The 15521-nt window shown below is 65.8% G+C and carries 16 protein-coding genes; 14 read left to right on the top strand and 2 right to left on the bottom strand.

The genetic code is table 11. The features are described 5' to 3' along the window. Positions 1–15: 15 nt before the first annotated feature. On the bottom strand, positions 16–1056 hold the full coding sequence (hemB, locus tag ACS5Q0_RS15595) for a porphobilinogen synthase (RefSeq protein WP_473127570.1): 1041 nt from the start codon (positions 1054–1056) through the stop codon (positions 16–18). Between the two features lie 202 nt (positions 1057–1258). On the opposite strand from hemB, the gene ACS5Q0_RS15600 reads away from it, so the two are divergent. The 12 genes from ACS5Q0_RS15600 to ACS5Q0_RS15655 all read left to right on the top strand — a co-directional run bounded on the left by ACS5Q0_RS15600 (position 1259) and on the right by ACS5Q0_RS15655 (position 13653). Further along, positions 1259–2311, top strand: coding sequence for an enoyl-CoA hydratase/isomerase family protein (locus tag ACS5Q0_RS15600; protein WP_473127571.1), 1053 nt, complete (start codon positions 1259–1261; stop codon positions 2309–2311). Continuing rightward, entirely contained in the window at positions 2311–2769 is a 459-nt protein-coding gene (locus tag ACS5Q0_RS15605; RefSeq protein ID WP_473127572.1) for a DUF6163 family protein, read from the top strand. Before ACS5Q0_RS15600 ends, ACS5Q0_RS15605 begins: the two co-directional genes overlap by 1 nt. 322 nt (positions 2770–3091) lie before the next feature. After that, positions 3092–4348, top strand: coding sequence for a L,D-transpeptidase family protein (locus ACS5Q0_RS15610; protein ID WP_473127573.1), 1257 nt, complete (start codon positions 3092–3094; stop codon positions 4346–4348). A 176-nt stretch (positions 4349–4524) separates the two neighbouring features. Further along, complete coding sequence (gene glyA, locus ACS5Q0_RS15615; RefSeq protein ID WP_473127574.1) at positions 4525–5829, top strand: serine hydroxymethyltransferase; 1305 nt, start codon at positions 4525–4527, stop codon at positions 5827–5829. 13 nt (positions 5830–5842) lie between these two features. Then, positions 5843–6340, top strand: coding sequence for a transcriptional regulator NrdR (gene nrdR, locus ACS5Q0_RS15620; RefSeq protein ID WP_473127575.1), 498 nt, complete (start codon positions 5843–5845; stop codon positions 6338–6340). Beyond that, on the top strand, positions 6340–7476 hold the full coding sequence (gene ribD / locus ACS5Q0_RS15625; protein ID WP_473127576.1) for a bifunctional diaminohydroxyphosphoribosylaminopyrimidine deaminase/5-amino-6-(5-phosphoribosylamino)uracil reductase RibD: 1137 nt from the start codon (positions 6340–6342) through the stop codon (positions 7474–7476). Before nrdR ends, ribD begins: the two co-directional genes overlap by 1 nt. Beyond that, complete coding sequence (locus ACS5Q0_RS15630; protein ID WP_473127577.1) at positions 7476–8111, top strand: riboflavin synthase; 636 nt, start codon at positions 7476–7478, stop codon at positions 8109–8111. The genes ribD and ACS5Q0_RS15630 overlap by 1 nt, the downstream gene beginning before the upstream one ends. 95 nt (positions 8112–8206) lie before the next feature. Further along, positions 8207–8695 (top strand): 6,7-dimethyl-8-ribityllumazine synthase, encoded by a 489-nt coding sequence (gene ribH, locus ACS5Q0_RS15635; protein WP_473127578.1) that lies wholly within the window; start codon positions 8207–8209, stop codon positions 8693–8695. A 2-nt stretch (positions 8696–8697) separates the two neighbouring features. Further along, positions 8698–9180 (top strand): transcription antitermination factor NusB, encoded by a 483-nt coding sequence (nusB, locus tag ACS5Q0_RS15640; protein WP_473127579.1) that lies wholly within the window; start codon positions 8698–8700, stop codon positions 9178–9180. Positions 9181–9188: 8 nt separating this feature from the next. Next, positions 9189–10196: a thiamine-phosphate kinase gene (gene thiL / locus ACS5Q0_RS15645; protein WP_473127580.1), complete on the top strand. Its 1008-nt coding sequence runs from the start codon at positions 9189–9191 to the stop codon at positions 10194–10196. Beyond that, entirely contained in the window at positions 10153–11370 is a 1218-nt protein-coding gene (locus ACS5Q0_RS15650; protein WP_473127581.1) for an MFS transporter, read from the top strand. Before thiL ends, ACS5Q0_RS15650 begins: the two co-directional genes overlap by 44 nt. A gap of 159 nt (positions 11371–11529) precedes the next feature. Then, entirely contained in the window at positions 11530–13653 is a 2124-nt protein-coding gene (locus ACS5Q0_RS15655) for a sodium-translocating pyrophosphatase (RefSeq protein WP_473127582.1), read from the top strand. A gap of 122 nt (positions 13654–13775) precedes the next feature. Here ACS5Q0_RS15655 and ACS5Q0_RS15660 read toward each other — a convergent pair whose 3' ends face one another. Further along, complete coding sequence (locus ACS5Q0_RS15660; protein ID WP_473127583.1) at positions 13776–14231, bottom strand: outer membrane protein assembly factor BamE; 456 nt, start codon at positions 14229–14231, stop codon at positions 13776–13778. Between the two features lie 103 nt (positions 14232–14334). Between ACS5Q0_RS15660 and ACS5Q0_RS15665 the strand changes: the two genes are divergently transcribed. Both ACS5Q0_RS15665 and ACS5Q0_RS15670 read left to right on the top strand, forming a co-directional pair. Further along, the gene (locus ACS5Q0_RS15665; protein WP_473127584.1) at positions 14335–14880 is read left to right on the top strand and encodes a ubiquinol-cytochrome C chaperone family protein; all 546 of its coding nucleotides are present in this window, start codon (positions 14335–14337) and stop codon (positions 14878–14880) included. Further along, the gene (locus ACS5Q0_RS15670) at positions 14877–15392 is read left to right on the top strand and encodes a YceD family protein (RefSeq protein ID WP_473127585.1); all 516 of its coding nucleotides are present in this window, start codon (positions 14877–14879) and stop codon (positions 15390–15392) included. The genes ACS5Q0_RS15665 and ACS5Q0_RS15670 overlap by 4 nt, the downstream gene beginning before the upstream one ends. Positions 15393–15521 lie beyond the last annotated feature (129 nt).

The following is a 15521-nucleotide window of genomic DNA, read 5'->3' on the forward strand; positions in this document are numbered from 1 at the left end:
TGCGGCCTTGCGCGGTCAGGCCTGAGCCTTCAGCTTCTCGGCGACGCGCGGCGCGAAATAGGTGAGGATGCCGTCGGCGCCCGCACGCTTGAAGGCCAGCAGGCTTTCCATCATGGCGCGCTCGCCGTCGATCCATCCGTTCAGGGCCGCGCCCTGGATCATCGCATATTCGCCCGACACCTGGTACGCGAAGGTCGGGACGGCGAAGCTCTCCTTCACCCGCTGCACGATGTCGAGATAAGGCATACCGGGCTTGACCATAATCATGTCCGCGCCCTCCTCGAGGTCGAAAGCGACCTCGCGCAGGGCCTCGTCCGTGTTGGCCGGGTCCATCTGGTAGGTGCGTTTGTCGCCGACCAGGGTGGCATTGGTGCCGATGGCGTCGCGGAACGGGCCGTAGAAGGCCGAGGCGTATTTCGCCGCATAGGCCATGATCTGCACGTCCTGGAACCCGGATTCGTCGAGCGCCGTGCGGATCGCGCCGACGCGCCCGTCCATCATGTCGGAGGGCGCGATGATGTCGGATCCCGCCTCCGCCTGGAGCACGGCCTGCTTGGCGAGGAGCGCGACCGTCTCGTCGTTGAGGATCCGCTCCCCGTCCATGACCCCGTCGTGGCCGTGGCTGGTATAGGGATCGAGGGCGACGTCCGTGATCACTCCGATCTCGGGCACGGCGCGCTTGATCTCGCGCACGGCGCGGTTGACGAGATTGCGGCTGTTCAGGGATTCGGACCCCGTCGGGTCCCGCAGCGCCGGATCGGTATAGGGAAAGAGAGCGATGGCAGGGATGTGGAGGGCAGCGGCGCGCTCGGCCTCCCTCACCACCTCACCGATGGTCAGGCGCTCGACGCCCGGCATGGACGCGACCGGATGGCGTCCACTCTCGCCTTCGACGACGAAGAGGGGCCAGATCAGATCGTTCGTCGTCAGCACGTTCTCGCGTACCAGCCGCCTGGACCACTCGGCCTTGCGATTGCGTCGCGGGCGGTGGGACAGATTGAGGGAGGAAGCGGCTTCCTGGGCTGCGGGGCGGGGGAACGGCGACAGTTTCGACATAATCCTCATCCAGAGCCGGCTTCGCTGCGCCGGCGCATGCGGAAGAGGGGTAGCACATTTAAATCGCTGTAAAAAAGGGTTCGGCGTCGCATCCGGAACATTCCTGAGGGGATATCGAACAGGGCAGCCATGCATTGACGGTAACCTTGGGCCCTGTTTAATCGCGGATGCGGGCATTCGGCCGAAGCAAGGGAAGGGCTCCATGGACGAGAATGCGGAAGTGACATGCGAGAAGCACGGTGCCGCCGGCATCATCACGCTCAACCGTCCCCGCGCCCTCAACGCCCTGACCCTGACCATGGTGCGTGAGATGCGCCGGGCCCTCGACGCCTGGGCCACGGATCCGGACGTCTCCCGCGTCGTCGTTCAGGGCGCCGGGGAGAAGGCCTTCTGCGCGGGCGGCGACATCCGTCGCCTCACGGAGCTCCTGCAGGCGGGAGAGCGCGACGAAGCGCTCGCCTTCTGGCGCGAGGAGTACCAGCTCAACATCCTCATCAAGCGTTACCCGAAGCCGTATGTCTCCCTCATCGACGGCATCGTCATGGGCGGCGGCGTCGGCGTGTCGCTGCACGGATCCCATCGCGTTGCGGGCGAGCGCTACCTCTTTGCGATGCCGGAAGTCGGCATCGGCTTCTTCCCGGACGTGGGCGCCACCTATGCCCTGCCGCGCCTACCCGGCCAGACCGGCATGTATCTGGCGCTCACCGGCGAGCGGGTGAAACAGGCCGATGCGCTGATGCTGGGCCTTGCCACCCATGCTGTCGCGAGCGGCGCGATGGAGCCCCTGCGCCAGGCTTTGATCGCCGGGGAGCCGGTGGACGAGGCGCTGGCGAAGGCATCTTCCGATCCGGGGCCCGCGCCGTTGAGCGCGGAGCGCTCCGTCATCGATGCCTGCTACGCCGCTGAGAGCGTCTCCGGCGTGCTGCGGCGCCTTGATGAGGCTGCGGCCAAGGGCAACGAATTCGCGGCCAGGACGGCGGCGGGCATGCGCGCGAAGTCGCCGACGAGCATGAGCATTGCCTTCGAGCAGGTGCGCCGGGGAGCGTCCCTCTCCTTCGAGGACGCCATGAGGACCGAGTTCCGCATCGTCTCGCGCATCGGCGACGGCAAAGATTTCTACGAAGGCGTCCGCGCCGTCCTCATCGACAAGGACGGCCAGCCCCGCTGGGAGCCCGCTTCCCTCGATGGCGTCACTCCGGAATCCGTCGAACATTACTTCGCGGGCCTGGGCCCTCGTGAACTGGAGACCGCCTGATGCCCCGGAACGGCAACAACGGCGCAGGGCACGAGGCCGCGCGGGACTATCTGTCCGACCGCATCGAGGAGCGTCCGGCGGCGCCGACCTCCATGCGCTGGGGCTTCGTCCTGACCTGGTTCATGCGGGTGCTTGCGATCATCTGGATCATGAAGGGGCTCAGCTCCTGGTCCGTGATCCTGGGGATCTGGACGCCCGCTGGGCAGTTCGAAGCGCGCTCGACAGGTTATCAGGCGATGATCATCTACTTCGCCCTGATCGATCTGATCGCGGCGGTCGGGCTCTGGATGGCGAGCACCTGGGGCGGGATCATGTGGCTCCTGGCGGTCATGAGCCATCTGATCCTCGCGGCCTTCTTCCCGAGCATCGTCTCCAGCGGCATTCTCACGATCATGTTCTTCCTGACCCTCGTGGCGGTCTATGTGGCGGTTTCCTGGCTCGCGGCGCAGGAGGACTAGGGAAGCCCTTTCAGGGCTCCGGCTCGCGGGCGGCCTGAGCGAGGGCCTTCCCGGGAAGTAGGCATTCCCTAGGGATATGCTCCTCACAGAGAAGTGTATCCTCAAGAGCACAGTTCGGAGTTACATCGCAGGTGAGGGCGGTCGCGAGGGCTGAAGTCGGAGCCGAGGACAATTTTGCCATAAAACGGCCCCGAAGTTCTTCGTTTTCGATACCGTTCCTTAATTCAATCCCGGCAGTTTCCGCTGGGAGCGGGGGGATCTGGATGATGGTCCTGACGCCTCCCGTTGCCGTGCCACACCTAACAGAGAAGAGCCTGCGCTCATGTTGTCCCGCCGTGCCCTCCTGACAGGATCGCTAGCCCTTGTCCTCACGCCCGCCACTGTCGCCATGGCGCAGACCCAGGCGGAGTGGTCGCAGAATTACGAAGCCGTGTCGCGCACCCGCGTGCAGCGGACCTCGACGCCGATGCTGTCCCAGGAATCCCTGGCTGCGACCGAGCAGATGATCGAGTATTACCGGAACATCGCCGCCCGCGGCGGATGGCAGCCGGTCCAGGGTGTGCAGGGCCTGCGCGTCGGCTCCAAGAGCCCCGCAGTGATCGCTCTGCGCCAGCGCCTCATCATCACGGGCGATCTCGATCAGTCGGCGGGAGAATCGCCGATTTACGATTCCTATGTCGAGGCCGCCGTGCGCCGCTTCCAGGCCCGCCACGGCATCAGCTCCACCGGCACCGTGACGGCTGCGACCGTGGCCGCGATGAACGTGTCCGCCGACATCCGCATCCGCCAGCTCGAGATCAACGTCGCGCGCCTGCGCAGCCTCGTGGCCGGCGGCCTGCCCAACCGGTACGTGGTCGCCAACATCCCCGCCGCGCTCGTGGAGACGGTGGAGGGGGGCATGGTCCACACCCGCCATGCCGCCGGCGTCGGCAAGAGCGACCGCCAGTCGCCGCTCCTGAACACCAAGGTGGTCGAGGTCAACTTCAACCCCTATTGGACCGTGCCCGCTTCGATCATCAAGAAGGACCTGATCCCGAAGATGCAGAAGGAGCCGAACTACCTGACGGACAACAAGATCCGCATCTTCAGCGGCGACCGCGAAATTCTGCCGTCCCAGGTCAACTGGTTCTCGGACGAGGCGACCCGCTACCGCTTCCGCCAGGATCCGGGCGGCGAGCTGAACTCCATGGGCTTCGTGCGCATCAACATCCCGAACAAGGATGGCGTCTACATGCACGACACGCCCTCGAAGGGCATCTTCGGCGACGATTTCCGCTTCGTCTCCTCGGGCTGCATCCGCGTGCAGAACGTGCGCGACTATATCGAGTGGCTCCTGAAGGACACCCCCGGCTGGAGCCGCGAGCAGATCGACGCCACCTTCAAGTCGGGCGAGCGCATCGACGCCCGCTTGGCCCAGCCGGTGCCGATCCACTGGATCTACATGACGGCCTGGGCGACCCCGGACGGGCTCGTTCAGTTCCGCGACGACATCTACAACAAGGACGGCCTCGGCAGCGCCATCCCGGTGGCGAGCCGCACCCCGACCGAGCCGGACGAGGAAATGTTCCTCCAGAACTGAGATTCTCGGCCTCTGCTTCACGACAGCCCGCCCCCAAGGCGGGCTGTTGCTTTTTCGGAGCCGGATCCACAAGTCCTCAGAGCGGCTTGGCGTATTCGGGCTGCCCATGGTAAAGGCCTGGGCCATCGGGACATGAGCACCTGTCAGGCGGGGCTCACAGCAAGGCGAGAACGACCATGAGCGCGAGCGAAGCAGCAAGAAATCACCTGTCCAACAGCTTTTTCTCGGCCAGCCTCGCCGACAGCGACCCCGAGATCGCCCGCGCCATCGGGCTCGAACTCGGCCGCCAGCGCGACGAGATCGAGCTGATCGCCTCCGAGAACATCGTCTCCCGCGCCGTGCTGGAAGCTCAGGGCTCGGTGATGACCAACAAGTACGCGGAAGGCTATCCGGGCCGCCGCTACTATGGCGGCTGCCAGTTCGTCGACATGGCCGAGGAACTCGCCATCGAGCGCGCCAAGCGCCTCTTCGACTGCAAGTTCGCCAACGTCCAGCCCAATTCCGGCTCTCAGGCCAACCAGGCCGTGTTCATGGCGCTCATGAAGCCCGGCGACACCTTCATGGGCCTGGATCTCGCCTGCGGCGGCCACCTGACCCATGGCTCGCCCGTGAACATGTCGGGCAAATGGTTCAACGTGGTGAGCTACAAGGTCCGCGAGAGCGACCAGATCATCGACATGGACGAGGTCGCCCAGCTCGCCCGCGAGCACAAGCCGAAGGTGATCGTGGCCGGCGGCTCGGCCTATTCGCGCTTCTGGGACTTCGCCCGCTTCCGTGAGATCGCGGACGAGGTCGGGGCCTTCTTCATGGTGGATATCGCGCATTTCGCCGGTCTCGTGGCGGGCGGCGCGCATCCGTCGCCGTTCCCCCATGCCCATGTGGTGACCACCACCACCCACAAGACCCTGCGCGGCCCGCGCGGCGGCATGATCCTCACGAACGACGAGGACTTGGCGAAGAAGATCAACTCCGCGATCTTCCCCGGCCTCCAGGGCGGCCCGCTCATGCATGTGATCGCCGCGAAGGCCGTGGCCTTCGGCGAGGCGCTGCGCCCCGAGTTCAAGCTTTATGCCCGCTCGGTCGTCGAGAACGCCAAGGTGCTCGCCGACACGATGCTCGCCGGCGGCTACGCCATTGTCGCGGGCGGCACGGACAACCATCTGATGCTGGTGGACCTGCGCCCGAAGAAGCTCACCGGCAAGGCCGCCGAGGCTGCCCTGGGCCGCGCCCACATCACCTGCAACAAGAACGGCGTGCCCTTCGATCCCGAGAAGCCGATGGTGACCTCCGGCATCCGTCTCGGCACCCCCGCCGCCACCTCGCGCGGCTTCGGCGTTGCCGAGTTCCGGAAGGTCGGCGAGCTGATCGTCGAGACGCTCGACGGACTTGCCGCCCACGGTGAGGAAGCCAACGCCTCGGTCGAGGAATCCGTGAAGGCCCGCGTCCACGAGCTGACCCGCCGCTTCCCGATCTACGCTTAAACTTGGATCGACCATGCGCTGTCCCTATTGCGGGAGTCTCGACACTCAGGTGAAGGACTCCCGGCCGACGGACGATTCCTCCTCCATCCGCCGCCGCCGCGTCTGTCCGGATTGCGGCGGCCGCTTCACGACCTTCGAGCGCGTGCAGCTGCGCGAGCTGACGGTGGTCAAGCGCTCGGGGAGGCGCGTGCCGTTCGACCGGGACAAGCTCCAGCAATCGGTCGAGGTGGCTCTGCGCAAGCGCGCGGTGGACCCCGAGCGTGTGGAACGGATGATCAACGGCATCGTGCGCCAGCTCGAGAGCATGGGTGACGGCGAGGTGCCGAGCGAAACCGTGGGCGAACTCGTCATGGAGGGCCTCAAGGCCCTCGACGACGTGGCCTATGTGCGCTTCGCTTCCGTTTACAAGAACTTCCGCGAAGCCAAGGATTTCGAGGAGATCCTCGGGAAACTGGCGGAAGAGCCGGAGGAGGCTCCGCGCCTGCAGAAGAAGCCCGCGCAGTCCGAGTGATGAGCCTCACCGAAGCACAGGATCGGGGCTCCGAAAGAGACCGGCAGGACGAGCGCTTCATGCGCCTCGCCATCGCGCTCGGCGAGCGGAATCTCGGCCTGACCTGGCCCAACCCTTCCGTCGGCTCCGTCGTCGTGGACGAGAGCGGGGACGCTCCCGTGATCGTCGCGCAAGGGGCGACCCAGCCGGGTGGACGCCCGCATGCGGAGCGGGTCGCGCTTGCGGCCGCCGGCGACCGGGCGAAGGGCGCGACCCTCTACGTTTCCCTGGAGCCATGCTCCCACCACGGCAGGACGCCTCCCTGCGCCGATGCGGTGGTGGAGGCGGGCATCGCCCGCGTGGTCTCCGCCATTGAGGACCCGGATTCTCGCGTCGCCGGGCTCGGCCATGCCCGGCTGAGGGTCGCCGGAATCGAGGTGGTGACCGGGTGCCTGGAGCCTCAGGCGCGCCGCGCCCATCGCGGTCACATCACCCGCGTCACGAAGGGGCGGCCCGCCGTTACCGTGAAGCTCGCCCGCACGACCGAAGGTCTGGCGGGGTCGCGCAACGGTCCGCGCCTGATGATCACAGGGGAGATCGCCAACGCGACGATGCACCTGATGCGTGCCCACGCGGATGCCATCATGGTCGGCGTCGGCACAATCCTCGCCGACGATCCGCTGCTCAATGTGCGCCTGCCCGGTCTCGAGAGCCGCTCGCCCGTCCGCATCGTGCTCGACTCCCATCTGCGGGCGCCCCTGTCGGCCCGCATCGTCGCGGGAGCCCGCGAGATTCCGACCTGGATCGTGACCACAATCGCCGCACCCGTCGAGGCGGAGCGGGCTCTCGTCGCGCAAGGCGTCGAGGTGCTGCGGGTCTCGGACCAGAAGGGGCATGTGTCGCTGTCCGAGGCCCTGACGCTGCTCGGCGCGCGCGGCCTCACGCGCGTGTTCTGCGAGGGAGGACCGGGGCTGGCCGATGCGCTGGCCGGGGCCGACCTCATCGACGAGCTGATCCTCGTCACGGGCCGTTCCGCGCGCGGTCAGGGCGATGTGCCCGCCCTCGGGCTGGCGCTGCAGGACCGCATGGACGCCCTCGACCTTTACGCCGGCGAACAGGTCGGCTCCGATCTTTTCATGTTCTGGGAGAAGCCCTGATGTTTACGGGTATCGTCACCGATGTCGGCGAGGTCGTGTCCGCGGAAGGGGCACAGGGCACCCTCAAGCGCCTGCGCATCCACGCGTCCTACGATCCCGCGACCATTGCCCTCGGCGCCTCCATCGCCTGCGGAGGACCGTGCCTGACGGTCGTGGCCGTCGGCCCGCGCGAGGGTGGCTGCTGGTTCGATGTCGATGCGGCGGCGGAAACGCTGGACCGCACCACGGTCGGCAAATGGAAGGCGGGCACCAGGATCAACCTGGAGCGCTCGCTGAAGATCGGCGACGAGCTCGGCGGCCATATCGTCACCGGCCATGTGGACGGCCTGGCGACCATCGTGACGCGGGAAGCGATCACCGCCGGCGACGATCCCTGGGGCCCGACCGCGCGCTTCGTCATCAAGGCGCCGTCCGCCCTTGCGCCGTTCATCGCGGAGAAGGGCTCCGTTTGCCTCGACGGCACGTCGCTCACGGTCAATTCGGTGGAGGGCGATCTCTTCTCCGTGCTCATCATCCCGCATACGCTCGCCGTAACCACCTGGGGCGAGCGCAAAGAGGGCGACCGACTCAATCTCGAAGTCGATCTCATGGCTCGCTACGCGGCACGGCTTGCGGAGGCTCGCCGGGCGGGGTAGGGGAACGCCCATCTCATTCGTGTTTCACCATATTCGTCGACGCTGCCCGTTCGGCGCCGAACCTCCCCGGCAAGGGGAGGATGAAGGACTGTTCCATGGTCTCGCATTCCGCAAAGCCGCAAGACTCCCGCCCGCCGGTTCCCGGCGCCCGCATCCTGATCGTCGAGGCCCGGTTCTATGACGACATCGCCGACGAGCTGCTGCGTGGGGCACAAGGCGCGGCCGAGGCCGCCCGGGCCGCAGTGGACGTGCTGACGCTCGACGGCGCGCTCGAAATCCCGGCGACCGTCGCCATTGCCCTCGATGCCGCCGAGAAGGCCGGAAGGCCCTATGATGCCGTTGTGGCCCTCGGCTGCGTGATCCGGGGCGAGACGGGGCATTACGATATCGTGGCGGGTGAGAGCGCCCGGGCGCTGATGGACCTGTCGGTCGCCCGCAAGGTCCCGCTCGCCAACGGCATCCTGACCGTGGAGAATGATGAGCAGGCCTGGACCCGGGCCAGCGTGAGTGAATTGAATAAGGGCGGGGGTGCGGTGGAAGCGGCGCTCGCCGTTCTGCGTATCAAACAAAAGCTGGAGGCCTGATCATGACGAAGCCTGCAGAGCGCTCGGCCGCTCGCCTCGCTGCCGTCCAGGCCCTCTACCAGATGGATCTTTCCGGCAAGACCGTGACGGACGCGCTTGCCGAGTTCGAGGCTTTCTGGATCGGCCGCGAAGTGGAAGGCATCGAGTTCAAGCCGTCCGACATCGAATTTTTCCGCAATGTCATCTCGGGTGTGGTGCAGAACCAGCGCCCGATTGACGTGAAGGTCGATCAGGCTCTCTCCGAAGGCTGGCCCCTGCGTCGTGTCGAGGCGGTGCTGCGCGCCATTCTGCGCGCCGGCGGCTACGAACTGATGTTCCGCAAGGACGTTCCCGCCCGTGTCGTGATCACGGAATACGTGGACGTGACCCACGGCTTCTACGGCGAGGACGAGCCGGGCCTCGTGAACGCGGTGCTCGACAAGCTCGCCCGCGACGTTCGCCCCGGCGAGCTCGAAAAGAAGGCGGCCGGGCAGGGCAAGCGCTGAGGCTTCGGATGGCGGGACCGTCAGGCCAAGGCTCTCATGAGCGTCCCAGCGAGGACGGCCTGATCGCCCGTTTCTTCGCGCCGCTCGCAGGCGAGGGCGCTCTCGGGCTGAAGGACGATGCGGCCTGCCTGTCTCCCCGGCCGGGGCACGATCTCGTGCTGACGACGGATGCCCTGGTCGAGTCGGTTCATTTCCTCCCGGAGGATTCTCCTGCATCCGTCGCCCGGAAGGCGTTGGGCGTGAACGTGTCGGACCTTGCCGCCAAGGGTGCGGAGCCGGCGGGATTCCTTCTGAGCCTCGCACTTCCCGAAGCCTGGACCGAGGAATGGCTCGCGGCTTTCGCGTCCGGTCTGGGGCAGGCTTCGCGCGACTTCGCCTGCCCGCTCCTCGGCGGAGACACCGTCAAGGCGAGCGGGGGGCTCACCCTCTCGGTCACCGCCATCGGCGAAGTGCCCGCCGGACGGATGGTTCGCCGCACGACCGCGCGGGCGGGCGATGTGATCTGCGTGAGCGGCACCATCGGCGATGCCGCCCTGGGCCTGAAGCTCCGGCAGGCTCCGGCATGGGCCAGAGGGCTGTCGGCGGAGGAGCGGGCGCATCTGGCCGACCGCTACCTCCATCCCCGTCCGCGGCACCGGCTCGCGCAGGCGGTGCGTGACCATGCGCATGCCGCCATGGACGTCTCGGACGGGCTTGCGGGCGATCTCGCCAAGATGATGCGGGTGAGCGGCGTTTCGGCCATCGTCGACGCGGACAAGGTTCCGCTCTCGCCCGCCGTAATGAAGGCCGTCGCCGCCGATCCCGGCCTCTTCGATCTGGCGGTCACGGGCGGCGACGATTACGAGATTCTCTGCACAGTGGCGGAAAAGAATCTCGACAGCTTCATGAAAGAGGCTGATAGCGTGGGCGTCATGATGTCCGCCATAGGCCGAGTCGTTGAAGGGCAGGAAGCCCCGGTCTTTCGGATGCAAGATGCTGAAAGACGCTACGATGAAGGCTCATTCTCCCACTTCTGACGCGCTGGCGAAGCGCAACGCCGTCGTTCTCGCCATGGCGGCGGCGCTTGGCGGCTCAAGTCCGGCCATCGTCGTCTCCCTCGGCGGTCTCGTGGGGCAGAATCTCGCCGACAACAAGGAACTCGCCACGCTTCCCGTCAGCCTGCTCAATCTGGGCCTGGCTCTGGGCACCATTCCGGCCGCCATCCTCATGCGGCGCGCCGGGCGGCGCATCGGCTATATCGTCGGGGCAGGCATCGGCCTGTTCGGCGGCTGCCTCGCGGCCTTTGGAATCGTCTCCACGAGCTTCCTGCTGTTCTGCCTGGGCACGACCATCATCGGCATGTACGGCTCCTTCAATCAGAGCTACCGGTTCGCCGCCACCGATGCCGCATCCGAGTCGTTCAAGCCCCGGGCCATCTCCTGGGTCATGATCGGCGGCATCGCGGCCGGGTTCATCGGGCCCCAGACGGTGATCTGGCTCCAGGACGCCGCACCGGCCGCGCCGTTCGCGGGCGCATTCCTGGGGCAGGCGGCGCTCGCACTCCTGTCCATGGTGGTCGTCTCGTTTCTCAAGCCTGTGCCGGTCAGCGCCGCGCCGAAGGCAGGCGGCAGGCCGCTGGGCGAAATCATGAGACAGCCCCGGTTCGTCGTCGCGGTCGTGGCGGGCCTCGTCTCCTATGCCCTCATGAGCTTCGTCATGACCGCAGCCCCCGTCGCCATGGTGGGTTGCGGGCATACTGTAGGCGACGCGGCCTCCGGCATCCGCTGGCACATCCTGGCCATGTTCGGCCCCAGCTTCTTCACGGGACGGCTCATCACCCGTTTCGGCAAGGAGCCTGTGACGGCTGCCGGATTGTGCCTCATCGCCGTTTCGGCCGTCATCGGCCTGTCGGGCGTCGACGTGGCCCATTTCTGGGCCACGCTCATCCTGCTCGGATTCGGGTGGAACTTCGGCTTCATCGGCGCGACCGCCATGGTCACGGATTGCTACCGGGCGGAGGAGCGCACGAAGGTTCAGGCGGCCAACGATTTCCTCGTCTTCGGTTCGGTCGCTCTCGCCTCCTTCTCCTCGGGGAAGCTCTTGAACGCGGGAGGATGGGAAACCGTCAACTGGATGGTCTTCCCGCCCGTCGCCGTCGCGCTACTTCTGCTAGCTTGGCAGCAGAGGGCGCGAGCGACGGTACCCGCATAAAGTCTAAAGGGCTTCCTGTGGGTTGGGCGTGAAGTATCGTTGCGAACGGCCTAGTTTTTTGCCACCAAATATAAAGTTCGCTGGGGGTGGAGGCCGTTCAAGGCCTGAATTCAGGCCTTGAAGAGCGGCTTTCTGCTTTCCCATAACAAGGATGGCACGATGGCACTCACCCTTATTATTCTGGGCGGGCTTCTCTCGATTGCGTATGGCCTCTGGGCCATCAGCGACGTGATGAAGCGCGACGCCGGTTCACAGCGCATGCAGGAAATCGCAGGCGCGGTTGCCGAAGGCGCAAAGGCATATCTCCGCAGGCAATATTCGACGATCTCCATCGTGGGCGTGGTGCTGTTTGCCATCATCGCCTACTTCCTCGGTCTGCGCGTCGCGATCGGCTTCGCCATCGGCGCCATCCTGTCCGGAGCCGCGGGCTTCATCGGCATGAACGTGTCCGTTCGCGCCAATGTCCGCACCGCACAGGCGGCCACCCAATCCCTCGGCGGCGGCCTGGACGTGGCTTTCAAGGCGGGCGCCGTCACCGGCATGCTCGTGGCCGGTCTCGCGCTCCTCGGCGTGGCGCTCTATTACGGCTATCTCACCCGCATCGACGGCCTGGCCCCCGATAACCGCACGGTCATCGACAGCTTGGTGGCGCTGGGCTTCGGCGCTTCGCTGATCTCGATCTTCGCCCGTCTCGGCGGCGGTATCTTCACCAAGGGCGCGGACGTCGGCGGCGACCTCGTGGGCAAGGTGGAGGCGGGCATTCCCGAGGACGATCCCCGTAATCCGGCCACCATCGCGGACAATGTGGGCGACAACGTCGGCGACTGCGCCGGCATGGCCGCCGACCTGTTCGAGACCTATGCGGTGACGGTGGTCGCCACCATGGTGCTGGCTGCAATCTTCTTCGGCGGACAGAGCATCCTCGACTCGATGCTCATGTATCCGCTCGCCATCGGCGCCGCGTGCATCGTCACCTCGATCATCGGCACCTTCTTCGTGAAGCTCGGTCAGAACGAATCGATCATGGGAGCGCTCTACAAGGGCCTCATCGCGACGGGCGTCCTCTCCGCGATCGCGATCGCTCTCGTGACCTGGCAATTGATCGGATTCGGTCCGATCCAGGGGGCGGATTTTACCGGCCAGGCTCTGTTCTGGTGTGCGATCATCGGTCTCGCGGTGACAGCCTTCATCGTCGTCATCACCGAGTATTATACCGGCGTCGGCTTCCGTCCGGTGCGCTCCATCGCGCAGGCTTCGGTGACGGGGCACGGCACGAACGTGATCCAGGGCCTCGCGGTTTCGCTGGAATCCACGGCGCTGCCGACCATCGTGATCATCGCGGGTATCATCGTGGCGTTCAAGCTCGCGGGCCTGTTCGGCATCGCGATCGCGGTCACAGCCATGCTGGCCCTCGCGGGCATGATCGTCGCCCTCGACGCCTTCGGCCCGGTCACCGACAATGCGGGCGGCATCGCCGAAATGGCGGGACTGCCGAAAGAGGTGCGCAAGTCCACGGACGCGCTCGACGCGGTGGGTAACACCACCAAGGCGGTCACGAAGGGCTATGCCATCGGCTCGGCGGGCCTGGGTGCTCTCGTGCTCTTCGCCGCCTATACGTCGGACCTCACCTACTTCACGAAAAACGCCGAGCAGTATCCCTACTTCCAGGGCGTGGCTCCGGACTTCTCGCTCACCAATCCTTACGTGGTGGTCGGTCTTCTGTTCGGCGGCCTGATCCCGTTCCTGTTCAGCGGCATCGCCATGACGGCGGTGGGCCGCGCGGCGGGCGCCGTCGTGGAGGAGGTGCGCCGTCAGTTCCGCGAGAGGCCGGGCATCATGGCGGGCACGGATCGTCCTGATTACGGACGCGCGGTGGACATGCTCACCCGCGCCGCGATCAAGGAAATGATCGTGCCGTCGCTCCTGCCGGTTCTCGCGCCGATCGTGACCTATTTCGTGATCTACTGGGTGGCGGGCAAATCCCAGGCCTTCTCGGCCGTGGGGGCGATGCTGCTCGGCGTGATCGTGACGGGTCTCTTCGTCGCGATCTCCATGACCTCCGGCGGCGGCGCCTGGGACAACGCGAAGAAGTCCTTCGAGGACGGCTTCACCGATGCCTCCGGCACGACCCACCACAAGGGCTCGGAGGCGCACAAGGCTTCCGTGACCGGCGACACGGTCGGCGACCCCTACAAGGACACCGCGGGCCCTGCCGTGAACCCGGCGATCAAGATCACCAACATCATCGCTTTGATGCTGCTGGCGATCCTGGCGCATTCGTAACAGCCGGACGCTCGCGAATTCCGACAGACCCGCGGCCCAGGCCGCGGGTTTTTTTGTCGGCGCCAGGCAAAGAAAAAGGCCGGGACGAGAGCCCGGCCTTCGTGTTGGGGATGTTTGGCGTCTCAGGTGCCGAACGGATTGAAGGTGTTCGTGCCCTTGAGGATCTGTCCGAGGAAGCTCGTTTCCTCGCCGCCGGACTGGGTCTTGCGGCTGATGAAGTCGAACACCTGGCCGTCCTGAATGCCGTAGAGGCCCACACGCTCGACGCGCAGGTTCTTGTCGAAATAGACGGCGGTGACCCGCTGATCCACGACCGTCTCGCCCATGAACTGGAACGTCCGGCGTGACCGCTGGCTGATGTAATACCAGTTCCTGTTGCCGACGGTGGACACTGTCGAGGGGGTGCCGAGGGTCTGGAGCACCTGCTCGGCGCTCATGCCCTTCTTCACCTGGTTCACGGCGTTCTCGTCGAGCTGATATCCGCGGGCAAATTCCTCACCCATCGTGCAGGCTGCAACGGAGGTGGCCAGGAAAGTCGCAGTAGCCAAGCGTACCAAAAGGGTATGATATCGACGCATTGTACGGTTCTTCCAGGAATGCGGCGCGGATGAGCTTGCGCCTATGGATCGTGATGGCGTAACCCGAGGTTTCGATTTTGACAAGCTTCGAAGGGAAAAGGCTGTGATATTCAGTCTCTTCCGCAAGGACCCCCGGCGTACGGCCATCGCGGCTCTCTATGCGAGAATCGCCAATGCCTCCCGCATCCCGGGGCTCTATGCGGCACTCGGCATCCCGGACAGTCTCGAGGGGCGTTTCGAATCCCTCTCGCTGCACATGATCCTCGCCCTGCGGGCCCTGCGGGAGCTTCCGGCTCCGGCGGACGACGTGGCGAAGGATCTGACGGACGCCTTTTTCCGGGACATGGACGCTTCGTTGCGGGAGATGGGCGTCGGCGACACGGTCGTGCCCAAACGCATGAAGAAGGTCGCCGCGGCCTTTTATGGCAGGGCTCAGGCCTATGACCCGGCCTTCAATGCCGGGGACGAGGCCGAGCTTGCCGAAGCTCTCGGACGAAACGCCCTCGGCGGCGATGCACCCGCCATCGGGCTCGCGCGTTATGCCCTGGCGGCGGACAGGAGCCTTAAAGGCGTCACGCTGGAGATGTTACTCGAATCCGGGCCCGCTTTCCCGGCGCCCGAGGCGTTCTCAAAGGAGGAAAGCCGATGACCCCTGAAACCGTTGGTCCCTTGTCGCGCCTCGTGGACGTCATGAACATCCCGCCGCGTGGGCAGGAGATCCGCGTGGAGGCGAGCGCCGAAGAGCGGGACGCCCTCGCGAAGGACTTTGGGCTGCCGGGAATCCAGGCGCTCTCCGGCGATTTCAAGCTCAACACCACTGCCAAGGGCATCAACGTCACCGGGGTCGTCAAAGCATCCATCACGCAGGTCTGCGTCGTCACCCTCGATCCCTTCGATTCGGATATCGAGGAGGAGGTCGAGGTGGATTTCGCGAAATCCTCCGGGATGCCGGCCGAGCCGCCGACAGATATCAACGAGTACGAGCCGCCGGACGAGATCATCAACGGCCAGATCGATTTGGGGGCGCTGACCGCCGAATTCCTGGCGCTCGGCCTCGATCCCTACCCGCGCAAGCCCGGTGTCGATTTCGACTACCGCGACCCCGGGAGCGACAAGGATTCGCCTTTCGCAGCCCTGGGCAAGCTCAAGGCGGACAAGTAAGCCGAAGCGTTCAAAAACAATGGCTTGCGGGGGATGCCTCTCCCGCGGGCCGCTGTCGACGGGGCTATAGAATTCGGTTGCGATACCCTCGCAAAAAGGTATTTTCCGCCCCCTGTTCAAGCCGAAAGA

The sequence above is a fragment of the Microvirga sp. HS2 genome (genome assembly GCF_055792805.1).

Coding starts and splice junctions, on each gene's coding strand:
- hemB (WP_473127570.1), bottom strand. CDS start 1,056: ATGTCGAAACTGTCGCCGTTCCCCCGCCCCGCAGCCCAGGAAGCCGCT.
- ACS5Q0_RS15600 (WP_473127571.1), top strand. CDS start 1,259: ATGGACGAGAATGCGGAAGTGACATGCGAGAAGCACGGTGCCGCCGGC.
- ACS5Q0_RS15605 (WP_473127572.1), top strand. CDS start 2,311: ATGCCCCGGAACGGCAACAACGGCGCAGGGCACGAGGCCGCGCGGGAC.
- ACS5Q0_RS15610 (WP_473127573.1), top strand. CDS start 3,092: ATGTTGTCCCGCCGTGCCCTCCTGACAGGATCGCTAGCCCTTGTCCTC.
- glyA (WP_473127574.1), top strand. CDS start 4,525: ATGAGCGCGAGCGAAGCAGCAAGAAATCACCTGTCCAACAGCTTTTTC.
- nrdR (WP_473127575.1), top strand. CDS start 5,843: ATGCGCTGTCCCTATTGCGGGAGTCTCGACACTCAGGTGAAGGACTCC.
- ribD (WP_473127576.1), top strand. CDS start 6,340: ATGAGCCTCACCGAAGCACAGGATCGGGGCTCCGAAAGAGACCGGCAG.
- ACS5Q0_RS15630 (WP_473127577.1), top strand. CDS start 7,476: ATGTTTACGGGTATCGTCACCGATGTCGGCGAGGTCGTGTCCGCGGAA.
- ribH (WP_473127578.1), top strand. CDS start 8,207: ATGGTCTCGCATTCCGCAAAGCCGCAAGACTCCCGCCCGCCGGTTCCC.
- nusB (WP_473127579.1), top strand. CDS start 8,698: ATGACGAAGCCTGCAGAGCGCTCGGCCGCTCGCCTCGCTGCCGTCCAG.
- thiL (WP_473127580.1), top strand. CDS start 9,189: ATGGCGGGACCGTCAGGCCAAGGCTCTCATGAGCGTCCCAGCGAGGAC.
- ACS5Q0_RS15650 (WP_473127581.1), top strand. CDS start 10,153: ATGCTGAAAGACGCTACGATGAAGGCTCATTCTCCCACTTCTGACGCG.
- ACS5Q0_RS15655 (WP_473127582.1), top strand. CDS start 11,530: ATGGCACTCACCCTTATTATTCTGGGCGGGCTTCTCTCGATTGCGTAT.
- ACS5Q0_RS15660 (WP_473127583.1), bottom strand. CDS start 14,231: ATGCGTCGATATCATACCCTTTTGGTACGCTTGGCTACTGCGACTTTC.
- ACS5Q0_RS15670 (WP_473127585.1), top strand. CDS start 14,877: ATGACCCCTGAAACCGTTGGTCCCTTGTCGCGCCTCGTGGACGTCATG.